12 protein-coding genes are annotated in these 9,678 nt (G+C 64.0%); 5 read left to right on the forward strand and 7 right to left on the reverse strand.

What is annotated here, in order from left to right:
• A partial coding sequence (locus tag EOA29_RS14565) for a 3-methyl-2-oxobutanoate hydroxymethyltransferase (RefSeq protein WP_127221073.1) occupies positions 1-600 on the reverse strand: 600 nt, incomplete at its 3' end.
• A gap of 318 nt (positions 601-918) precedes the next feature.
• Between EOA29_RS14565 and EOA29_RS14570 the strand changes: the two genes are divergently transcribed.
• From EOA29_RS14570 to EOA29_RS14580, 3 genes are all read left to right on the forward strand, one after another.
• Positions 919-1,317, forward strand: coding sequence for an NADH:ubiquinone oxidoreductase subunit NDUFA12 (locus EOA29_RS14570; RefSeq protein WP_126094167.1), 399 nt, complete (start codon positions 919-921; stop codon positions 1,315-1,317).
• A 116-nt stretch (positions 1,318-1,433) separates the two neighbouring features.
• Positions 1,434-2,006: a DUF2155 domain-containing protein gene (locus EOA29_RS14575; RefSeq protein ID WP_127221074.1), complete on the forward strand. Its 573-nt coding sequence runs from the start codon at positions 1,434-1,436 to the stop codon at positions 2,004-2,006.
• 60 nt (positions 2,007-2,066) lie between these two features.
• A complete protein-coding gene (locus EOA29_RS14580) occupies positions 2,067-2,453 on the forward strand; it encodes a hypothetical protein (RefSeq protein WP_126094165.1) in 387 nt (128 codons plus the stop codon).
• 6 nt (positions 2,454-2,459) lie between these two features.
• Here the strand turns inward: EOA29_RS14580 and aat are convergent, their stop codons facing one another.
• The 6 genes from aat to EOA29_RS14610 all read right to left on the reverse strand — a co-directional run bounded on the left by aat (position 2,460) and on the right by EOA29_RS14610 (position 7,809).
• Positions 2,460-3,077: a leucyl/phenylalanyl-tRNA--protein transferase gene (gene aat / locus EOA29_RS14585; RefSeq protein WP_126094164.1), complete on the reverse strand. Its 618-nt coding sequence runs from the start codon at positions 3,075-3,077 to the stop codon at positions 2,460-2,462.
• Between the two features lie 23 nt (positions 3,078-3,100).
• Positions 3,101-4,444 (reverse strand): acetyl-CoA carboxylase biotin carboxylase subunit, encoded by a 1,344-nt coding sequence (accC, locus tag EOA29_RS14590; protein WP_127221075.1) that lies wholly within the window; start codon positions 4,442-4,444, stop codon positions 3,101-3,103.
• 19 nt (positions 4,445-4,463) lie between these two features.
• A complete protein-coding gene (gene accB, locus EOA29_RS14595; RefSeq protein WP_126094162.1) occupies positions 4,464-4,934 on the reverse strand; it encodes an acetyl-CoA carboxylase biotin carboxyl carrier protein in 471 nt (156 codons plus the stop codon).
• 26 nt (positions 4,935-4,960) lie between these two features.
• Complete coding sequence (gene aroQ, locus EOA29_RS14600) at positions 4,961-5,395, reverse strand: type II 3-dehydroquinate dehydratase (protein ID WP_126094161.1); 435 nt, start codon at positions 5,393-5,395, stop codon at positions 4,961-4,963.
• 143 nt (positions 5,396-5,538) lie between these two features.
• Complete coding sequence (locus EOA29_RS14605) at positions 5,539-6,342, reverse strand: DsbA family protein (RefSeq protein ID WP_126094160.1); 804 nt, start codon at positions 6,340-6,342, stop codon at positions 5,539-5,541.
• 57 nt (positions 6,343-6,399) lie between these two features.
• A complete protein-coding gene (locus tag EOA29_RS14610) occupies positions 6,400-7,809 on the reverse strand; it encodes a M48 family metalloprotease (RefSeq protein WP_126094159.1) in 1,410 nt (469 codons plus the stop codon).
• 193 nt (positions 7,810-8,002) lie between these two features.
• Between EOA29_RS14610 and EOA29_RS14615 the strand changes: the two genes are divergently transcribed.
• A complete protein-coding gene (locus tag EOA29_RS14615) occupies positions 8,003-9,151 on the forward strand; it encodes an aminotransferase class I/II-fold pyridoxal phosphate-dependent enzyme (RefSeq protein ID WP_126094158.1) in 1,149 nt (382 codons plus the stop codon).
• Between the two features lie 5 nt (positions 9,152-9,156).
• A partial coding sequence (locus tag EOA29_RS14620; protein ID WP_189478897.1) for a glutaminase occupies positions 9,157-9,678 on the forward strand: 522 nt, incomplete at its 3' end.

The raw sequence follows: 9,678 nt of genomic DNA on the forward strand, positions 1-9,678 counted from the left end.
ACGGGTAAGGTCAGCGGCGACGCTTTCAACCGTGCCCGCGATGACGACGGAAAAGGCGCCGGCCTTTTCCACCGCTTCGGCGTCGCGGAACAGGGTCGCGACATTGTCCTCGGTCCGGCCCTTGATCCTGTAGCCGCCGTCCTTTTCCACGGATTGCGGCTGCAGGCCGATATGGCCCATGACCGGGATGCCCTCGGCAACGATGGCCGCGATCTGCGCGGCCATGTCGACGCCGCCCTCGAGCTTGACCGCCTGGCATCCGGTTTCATTGACGATGCGCCTTGCCGAGGCAACGGCGTTCGCCGGGGAGCCCTCGTAGCTGCCCGCGGGCATGTCGACGACCACGCAGGCTTTTGCCGAGCCGCGCATTACCGCCTGTCCATGCGCGATCATCATCTCCAGCGAGGCGCCGAGCGTCGTAGCGTGGCCATGCAGCACCATGGCGACGCTGTCGCCGACCAAAAGCAGGTCGACATGCGGATCGAGCATGCGGGCTATTGGATAGGTATAGGCGGTGAGGCAGACGATCGGCACGCCACCCTTGCGGCGACGGATGTCTTCGGCGCCGATCCGATTGCCGGTGGACCGTTCTGGGGCCAATCCTCACCTCCCTCACCGGCCTGGGCCAGATGCCCGCTTTGCGGGCGTGCGAGCTTTAGAAATACAGGCGGCGCTTGGCAAGCCGAGGCGGCGACATCTCCGCGGGTGTATCGATTAATGCAATGTCGCGCAAAGGTGTGCAGCCGTTTTGCGAAAACGACATGCATAAAAAACAAAAACTAAAGCGCGTCGCCCGAATCGACGCGCTTTAGCGCACGAAGCCATTTACGTCGCCGGGCGCGGCAAAACCCTTGCCTTCGCGATGGCCTGACGCCATAAGCAGGAAACGGTGCGGCCGCTGCCGCCACGAGGATCCGGATGAAGACTTTCCTGCTGCAGTTTTTCACCTGGTGGAACAGCCAGACTCTCGGCACGCGTTTCCACACCTGGCGCTTCGGCAAGAAGGTCGGCGAGGACGAGGCCGGCAACGTCTATTACGAGGGCGGCATCGATTCGGAAGGCCGCACCCGCCGCTGGGTCATCTATCGCGATTATTCCGAAGCCTCGAAGATCCCGCCGGGCTGGCATGGCTGGATGCATCACCGCGTCGACACGCCTCCCTCGAGCGAGAGTTACAAGGCTCGCGAGTGGCAGAAGCCGCACCGGCCCAACCTGACCGGAACGCCCGGCGCCTATCGCCCGCAGGGTTCCATCCTGACCAACCAGCATCGCCCGCAGGTGACCGGCGACTACGACGCCTGGACACCCGGTTCGTAAACGCGTCCTTCGGTCCTTTGTCGCCACAATTGGCGTTTAGCTGCTTGCTGATATCGCAGCCATGACTAGCCTTGGGCGAGAGAGAATCACCCGGGCGCAACCACCGGTATCCTTGCATGAGCCGAATCTCGACGGGATTGTTCGCGACAGCGTCCGTTCTGGCCGCCTCGACGGCGGTGTTCGCCGCACCGCCGGCGCCGGCAACGCCGCCAGTTTCCGACCGTATCACCAACCCGGTCGCCGAATTCGCCGGCATCGACAAGATCACCGGCCGCATCATCACCTTCGACGTCTATATCGACGAGACCGTGCAGTTCGGCGCCCTGCAGGTGACGCCGCGCGTCTGCTATTCGCGGCCGGAGACCGAGCAGCCGAAGACCGATTCCTTCGTCGAAGTCGACGAGATCACGCTTGACCGCAAGATCCGCCGCATCTTCACCGGCTGGATGTTCGCCGAAAGCCCTGGCCTCAATGCCGTCGGGCACGCCGTCTATGACGTCTGGCTGAAGGGCTGCAAGCAGAAGTCGGATGTGCCGCCGCCGACCGCCGCCAAGGCCGATACGGGCAAGCCGAAGAGCGAAGCCGCAAAGCCCAAGGCTCCGGCGCAAGAGCAGCCCGCCGAGGCAGCACCTGAGCCGACGGATGCCGCGCCCGCGCCGGACGGCACCGACTCAACCGACGCGAACTGACCTCGGAACCCTCTTTTTCGCAATCCGTTGGATAAACGGCGATAGCGACGGGAGGTTTCCATGGCAAAGATCAGGCCGATCACTGCCAGCAAGAAAGAGCTTCTCGATATCGAGAAAGGGTTCTGGACCGGCAGTTCCGCCTACTTCGCGGCCCATGCCGATGTGGAATGCCTTGTCGCCTTTCCAGAGATGGCGAAAGCGATGACCAATGCCGATCTGGCCAAGACCGCCACGAAGCCCAATCGCTGGCGCGATCTCGACATCCGGCTGAAAGGCATGGTCGAGCCGGGTAGTGATATCGTGATGCTCACCTACGAGGCTCGCGCGACGAGGGAAAACGGCGAACCCTATGCCGCCATCGTCAGCACCGGCTATGTCCATCGTGCCGATGGCTGGAAGATGATGTTTCATTCGCAGACACCGATCGAATCATCGACCGAAGACTGACAGACCTCAGGGATAGAAAACCGCCTCGCCCTTCAAGGCCTCGGCCAGCATCGTCTCATAGCGGCTGCGCGGCACGTCGATGGCGCCGAAGCGCTTGAGGTGCTCGGTGGTGAACTGCGTGTCGAGGAGCGCAAAGCGGCGCGCGTTCAGCCGCTCCACGAGATAGTAGAGGCAAGTCTTCGAGGCGTCGGTTTCCTTGGCGAACATGCTTTCGCCGAAAAACACGCGCCCGAGCGACACGCCATAGAGACCGCCGACCAGCCGGCCTTCGCGCCATGCCTCGACGGAATGGCAGTGGCCCAGCCGGAAGAGATCGACATAGGCTTCGCGGATCGGCGCGTTGATCCAGGTCGAGCGGCGCTCGTCGCGTTTTTCGGCGCAACCGTCGATCGTCGCCTCGAAGTCGAAATCGTAGCGTATGTCGAAGGGGTGCTTGCGGATCGTCTTCTTCAGGCTGCGCGGCGTGTGGAACCCGTCAAGCGGGATGATGCCGCGCGTCTCCGGCCGCACCCAGAACACTTCCGGATCGGTCGCGCTCTCGGCCATCGGGAAGACGCCCGAGGCATAGGCTTTCAGCAGCAGGTCGGTCGGGATGCGGTAGCCGGGCGCGTAGGGACGGGTCATTGCGCCATTATAACTGCAAGACCCTAATCCTCATCGGCCAAATATTTTTCAAGCCAGTGGATGTCGTAGTCGCCATTGGCGATGTCCGGATTGCCGACCAGATCACGGAACAGCGGCAGCGTCGTCTTGGTGCCGTCGACGACGAACTCGTCCAGCGCCCGCCGCAGCCGCATCATGCATTCGACGCGGTTGCGGCCATGCACGATCAGCTTGCCGATCAGGCTGTCGTAGTAGGGCGGGATTCTGTAGCCAGAATAGACGCCGGAATCGACTCGGACGCCGAGGCCGCCGGGCGTGTGGAAATGCGTGATCGTGCCGGGCGACGGCGTGAAGGTGCGCGGGTCCTCGGCGTTGATGCGGCACTCGATGGCGTGGCCGTTGAACTTGATGTCTTCCTGCCGGACCGACAGCCCGCCGCCGGAGGCGACGCGAATCTGCTCGTGCACGAGGTCGATGCCGGTGATTGCTTCCGTCACCGGATGCTCGACCTGCAGGCGGGTGTTCATCTCGATGAAATAGAACTCGCCGTTCTCGTAGAGGAATTCGATGGTGCCGGCGCCGGAATAGCCGAGATCGGCGATCGCCTTGGCGCAAATGCCGCCGATGCGCGCGCGCTCCTCTGCATTGAGCGCGGGCGAGTTGGCCTCCTCCCACACCTTCTGGTGGCGGCGCTGCAGCGAGCAGTCGCGCTCGCCGAAATGCACGCCGCGGCCGGCGCCGTCGCCGAACACCTGCAATTCGATATGGCGCGGCTTTTCCAGATATTTCTCGATGTACACGGCGTCGTCGCCGAAGGCCGCACCCGCTTCCGACTTTGCTGTATGCAGCCCCACTTCGAGGTCGGCTTCAGTGCGCGCCACCTTCATGCCGCGGCCGCCGCCGCCGGCCGAAGCCTTGATGATCACCGGATAGCCGATCTCGGCGGCGACGCGCTTGGCTTCCTTCTCGTCGCTGATCGCGCCGTCGGAGCCAGGCACCACCGGGATACCGAGGCGCTTTGCCGTGCGCTTGGCCTCGATCTTGTCGCCCATGACGCGGATATGGTCGCCCGACGGGCCGATGAAGGTGATGTTGTGGGCGGCGAGGATGTCGGCGAACTTGGCGTTCTCCGAGAGGAAGCCGTAGCCCGGATGCACCGCGTCGGCGCCGGTGATCTCGCAGGCGGCGACGATCTGATGGATGTTGAGATAGCTTTCGCGCGCTGGCGGCGGACCAATGCAGACGCTCTCGTCGGCGAGGCGCACATGCATGGCGTCCGAATCGGCCGTCGAATGGACGACCACCGTCTGGATGCCGAGCTCCTTGCAGGCGCGCAGCACCCGGAGTGCGATTTCGCCGCGATTGGCGATGAGGACCTTCTGGAACATCTCTCCGCTGGTCCCGGCTCTACTCGATGACCACGAGCGGCATGCCGTATTCGACCGGTTGGGCGTCCTCGATCAGGATGGCCGTGACCGTACCGGCGCGCGGCGAGGGAATCTGGTTCATCGTCTTCATCGCTTCGATGATGAGCAGCGTCTGGCCTTCCTTCACCTTCTGGCCGATCTCGACGAACGGCTTGGCGTCGGGAGCGGGCGCCAGATAGGCGGTACCGACCATCGGCGAGGGCACGGCGTTCTTGGAGGCGTCGGCTGCCGCCGCGGGAACCGCCGCCGCTGCCGCCTGAGCCGGCGCGGCAATCGCCGCCGCTGGAACAGGAAGCGGAGCGGCGACCGCGTGGACGGCCTGCGACTGGCGCGACACGCGCACCTTCAGGTCGCCGAGCTCGACCTCGATCTCGGTCAGGTTGGTGTCGTTCAGTATGCCCGCCAGATCGCGGATCAGCTGCTGGTCAACACCGTTCTTCTTTATCGACATTTTCGAGCCTTCTGTTTGGGAGCCGGTCACAGGCGCGCCGCCAGTGCCTGCAGCGCAAGCGTGTAGCCGAGCGGCCCGAACCCGCAGATCATGCCGACAGCGACCGGAGCGACCATGGAGACGTGCCGGAAAGGCTCCCGCGCGTGGATATTGGAAAGATGGACTTCTGCGACGGGCAGCGGCGCGACGGCGCGGATGGCGTCGTGGATGGCAATCGAGGTGTGGCCGTAGGCGCCGGGATTGATGACGATTCCGGAAGCCTTGTCGCCGGCTTCCTGAATCCAGTCGACGAGGTCACCCTCGTGGTTGGACTGGCGGAAATCGATCTCGAGCCCAAGCGCCGCGCCTGCGGCCTTGCAGTCCTCGGCAATGGCCGCAAGCGTCTTGCCGCCATAGATCCCCGGCTCGCGCTTGCCGAGTGCATTGAGGTTGGGACCGTTGAGGACGAAAATCGTTTTCAAAATGCCGACCTTGTTTAACGCCGACCCCAAGCCGGCGCGCCGGACCTCTATAATGGGCATAGCCGCCCGCGAAAAGAGCGCAAGTGCGTTCTTTCGCTGTCCACAACAGGCGGAAAACCGCCCCTTGTCGCGCCTCTCTATGCCTAGAGCGCGCTCTTGGCCTGCTCGATCTTCTCTGCCAGGACCTGCTGTCCGAGCGCGCCGAAGACCACCTCGTTGCCGACCACATAGGACGGCGTGCCGGTGATCGACAGCTTGGTGGCGAGGTCGTAGGTCCGGGAGAGCGCCTCGTTGATGCTCGGATCCTTCATCTTCTCGCGCAGCTTCGCTTCGTCGGCGCCGAGCGAAAGTGCCACCTTCATGGCGGTCGCCTCGGTGGCGCGGCCCTGGCCGCCGAGCAGCGCGGTGTGGAAGGCGCCGTACTTCTCCGGCATCATCAGGTGAAAGGCCATCGACACCACGCTGGCCTTCTGCGAATCCGGGCTGAGGATCGGGAATTCCTTGAGCACGAAGCGCAGATCCGGGTCGGCCTTGGTCAACGCCTTCATGTCCTCGATGGCGCGTTTGCAGAAGCCGCAATTGTAGTCGTAAAACTCGACGATGGTGACCTTGCCGCTCGGGTTGCCGACGACGCCGTCGAAGGTGGAGTTGAAGATCTCGTCCTTCGCGTCCTTGATGACGCCGAGCGCGGCGAGCCGCTGTTCTTCCTTCTGCTTGGCCTCGAGCGCGTCCTGCACCTCGAGCAGGACCTCCGGGTTCTTCAACAGATAGTCGCGGATGATGCCTTCGACCTCCTTGCGGTCGATCTTGCTGTCCGTGGAGGCCACCTGGATGGCTTGCGTCGTATCGGCCTTCGCGGCCTGCGGGCTTCCTGCCACGAAGCCGAATGCCAGCATGCCGAGCGCTACCGCCACGCCGGCGCTGCCGAGCAGGATTGCCTTGTTCATGATCATTTCCTTCTGCCTATCCCGGCCCATTCTAGTCGCCGCGCATGGCCGGGAGGTTCATTTGAGTTTGTTCGATGGCGTGTAGTTTATGATATCCTGAGCGCGAAGCCAGCCAGGCTCGCCGCGCTTCAACTTCTGTTGAGCGCGCATGGCGAAGATTTTCGCATTCTTGTAGTCGGCCGAATAGTAGTGGCCTTCCGCCGTCGCAAGGTCGGCGGCGGGGATTTGTCCCAATTCGCCATAGGCTTGCGCCAGATAGCGGTAGGCTTCCGCATTTTCCTTGTCGCGCCCGATCCCGTTGTTGAGCTGGGTTACCGCCTTCTTCACCGAATCCGGCGTGCCGACCGCCATCAGCGCCTGGCCGAGCGAGACCATCAGCAAACCGGACCGCGCCGGGTCGAGGCTGACGGCCTTGGCATAGGCATCCGCGGCATCCTTGGGCTTGTTGACCTTCATCAGGATGTCGCCGCGCAACTCCTGGAAATAAGGGTTCTTAGGCTGTTCCTTGATCAATGCCGCGGTCTTCGTCAGCGCTGCGCCCGGATTGCCATAGAGATAGGTCTGCTGCGCGTCGCCGTAGCGCGAGGCGAGGCTGGTCGGGTTCTTCCGCATCAGCCGCGACACGGCCGCCTGGCCCTGCATATAGGCGGCGATCTTGATGCGCATCATGTCGTGCCGCTGCTGCAGCGTCGGCGGGTCGACATTGTCGACATACGGGCTCGCCTTGACCAGGGCTTCGAGATTGGCGATGCGCTCCTGCGGCATCGGATGGCTGATCCGGTAAGGGTCGAGCTGTGTGCCCGACAGCGACAGCGCGCTCTGGAAGCGGCCGAAGGTCTTCAGCATGCCCATGCCGGACTGGCCGGTGGCATTGAGATAGGTGATCGCCGAGCGGTCGGCCGTGATTTCTTCGCCTCGCTGATAGGCAAGGATGCTGCGCTGCGCCATCTCGCCGCCGCCGGCGGCGACGCCCATGCCGGCGCCGGCAAGGCCGCGGCTGTTGGTCGTGGCGCCGGCGACCATCGCGCCGGCGCCGAGCAGCGTGGCGATGATGGCCATGGTTTTGGCGCGGTCGAGCTGATCGCGCAGTTTCTGCTGATGGCCGCCGGCGATGTGGCCGGCCTCGTGCGCTATGACGCCGATGATCTCGTTCGGCGTTTCGGCCGCCACCAGCGCCCCGGTGTTGATGAACAGGCGGCGGCCGGTGACGAAGGCGTTGAAGCTCTGATCGTTGACGAGAACGATGTCGATGCCGTCATTTGCGAGGCCCGCCGCCTTGAAGATCGGCCGGGCATAGTCGCGCACCAGAGCTTCGATCTCGGCGTCGCGCACCACGGGTACGCCTTGCGCGAAGGCATCCACCGAAGCGGATGCCGCGACCGCGGCAGCAAGCAGAAGTGTTGCGAATCCGCGCGCGGTTCGCGCAATTTTCGATCTGGCAATCATCGTTCGGGGTCGGCTCAACATGACAGGTCCACTGGTAGACGAGCGGGCGAAGGATGAAAAGTCGGCGCCGATAACTTCCTGCGCGCTTGTGATCCCCACATCAATCGGGCATTTGTGCGGCGCTGCCATTCAAGCCGGGCAATTCCAGGAAAGCGCGTAGCCGTTTTTCGGCCCGAATTGCTCCAACAAATTGGCAGGTTGGACGAGAGGTCAAATGGTCGTTTCGCTTTCACGCCGCGGCGAGGTCGAGCCGTTCCACGCCATGGATATTCTGGCCGAGGCCAACCGGCTGAAGGCCTCCGGCGTTCCCGTGGTGTCGATGGCGGTCGGCCAGCCGTCGGACCCGGCGCCGGTCGGCGTCCGCGAAGCGGCAGTTCTGGCGCTTAGGCACGGTCGCATCGGCTATACCGACGCTTTGGGGCTGGCTGAGCTGCGCAAGGCAATCGCCGGGCACTATGGCGAGCACTACGGGATCGATGTCGCGCCCGGCCGGATCGCCGTCACCACCGGTTCGTCCGCCGCCTTCAACCTCGCTTTCCTGGCGATGTTCGACCCGGGCGACCGCGTCGCCATCGCCGCGCCCGGCTATCCGGCCTACCGCAACATCATGGCCGCGCTCGGCATCGAGGTCGTCGAGATCGAACTCGGGTCGGATGCTTATCTGCATGCCGATCACTTGAAGAGCGCGCATCGCGAAAAGCCGCTGAAGGGCGTGCTGTTCGCCAGCCCCGCCAATCCGACCGGCGCGGTCATTCCGGCTGAGGAGCTTTCGGCGCTGGTGAAGACGGCGGAGGAGCTCGGCATCGCGGTGATCTCGGACGAAATCTACCACCGGCTGGCCTATGCCGCTCCGGATGTCAGCGCGCTGGCTTTTGGTGCCGGCGTGACGGTGATCAACTCGTTTTCGAAATACTACTGCATGACCGGTTGGCGCATCGGCTGGATGGTCCTGCCGGAAGAGTTGGTGCGGCCAGTCGAGCGCATTGCCCAGAGCCTCTATATCTCGCCGCCGGAACTGTCGCAGATCGCCGCGATCGAGGCCTTCAAGGCCACGCAAGAGCTGGAGAAGGTGAAGGCGCGCTATGCCTGGAACCGCGACCTTCTGATGAAGCGCCTGCCGGAGCTCGGCTTCGCGCTCGCCGCCCCCATGGACGGCGCCTTCTACGCCTTCTGCGACGTCACCCGCCACACCAATGACAGCATGGTGTTCGCGCGCAAGATGTTGGCCGAGGCGCATGTGGCGGCGACGCCCGGCCGCGACTTCGATCCGCTGCAGGGTCATCGCACCATGCGCTTTTCCTATGCCGGCAGCCACGACGACATGGTCGAGGCGCTGGCCCGCATCGAACGCTGGCTGAAATAGACGCCATGCCGGAACTCGAGCAAGCGCTGGCCGAGGTTGCCGCCGAAATGGCCGAGCGCGCCGATCGCGGCGATGTCGCCACCTATATCCCGCAGCTCGGCAAGGTCGATCCGAGGAAATTCGGCATTGCCGCCGTCACCAATGACGGCCGCGTCATCCTCGCCGGCGACGCCGACCAGCCCTTCTCGATCCAGAGTGTCTCGAAAGTCTTCACACTGACCTTGGCGCTGGGCAAGGTCGGCGACGCGCTATGGCAGCGCGTCGGCCGCGAGCCGTCCGGCAATCCGTTCAACTCGATCGTCCAGCTCGAGCATGAGAACGGCATTCCGCGCAACCCGTTCATCAACGCCGGCGCCATCGTCGTCTCCGACATCCTGCTTGCCGGCCATCAGCCGCGCGAGGCGATCGGCGAGATCCTGCGCTTCGTCCAGTTCCTCGCCGACGACGATGCGATCATCATCGACCGCGAGGTCGCGGCCTCCGAGCGCGCCACCGGCTACCGCAATTTCGCTCTGGCCAACTACATG

The organism is Mesorhizobium sp. M1E.F.Ca.ET.063.01.1.1 (genome assembly GCF_003998155.1).
GTDB lineage: Bacteria > Pseudomonadota > Alphaproteobacteria > Rhizobiales > Rhizobiaceae > Mesorhizobium.

What these genes read in the sequence shown, in the direction of transcription:
- accB (WP_126094162.1), bottom strand. Translation starts at nt 4,934, where the DNA reads ATGTCGATAAAGAAGAACGGTGTTGACCAGCAGCTGATCCGCGATCTG.
- aat (WP_126094164.1), bottom strand. Translation starts at nt 3,077, where the DNA reads ATGACCCGTCCCTACGCGCCCGGCTACCGCATCCCGACCGACCTGCTG.
- EOA29_RS14610 (WP_126094159.1), bottom strand. Translation starts at nt 7,809, where the DNA reads ATGTTGAGCCGACCCCGAACGATGATTGCCAGATCGAAAATTGCGCGA.
- EOA29_RS14570 (WP_126094167.1), top strand. Translation starts at nt 919, where the DNA reads ATGAAGACTTTCCTGCTGCAGTTTTTCACCTGGTGGAACAGCCAGACT.
- EOA29_RS14575 (WP_127221074.1), top strand. Translation starts at nt 1,434, where the DNA reads ATGAGCCGAATCTCGACGGGATTGTTCGCGACAGCGTCCGTTCTGGCC.
- EOA29_RS14580 (WP_126094165.1), top strand. Translation starts at nt 2,067, where the DNA reads ATGGCAAAGATCAGGCCGATCACTGCCAGCAAGAAAGAGCTTCTCGAT.
- EOA29_RS14615 (WP_126094158.1), top strand. Translation starts at nt 8,003, where the DNA reads ATGGTCGTTTCGCTTTCACGCCGCGGCGAGGTCGAGCCGTTCCACGCC.
- accC (WP_127221075.1), bottom strand. Translation starts at nt 4,444, where the DNA reads ATGTTCCAGAAGGTCCTCATCGCCAATCGCGGCGAAATCGCACTCCGG.
- EOA29_RS14605 (WP_126094160.1), bottom strand. Translation starts at nt 6,342, where the DNA reads ATGAACAAGGCAATCCTGCTCGGCAGCGCCGGCGTGGCGGTAGCGCTC.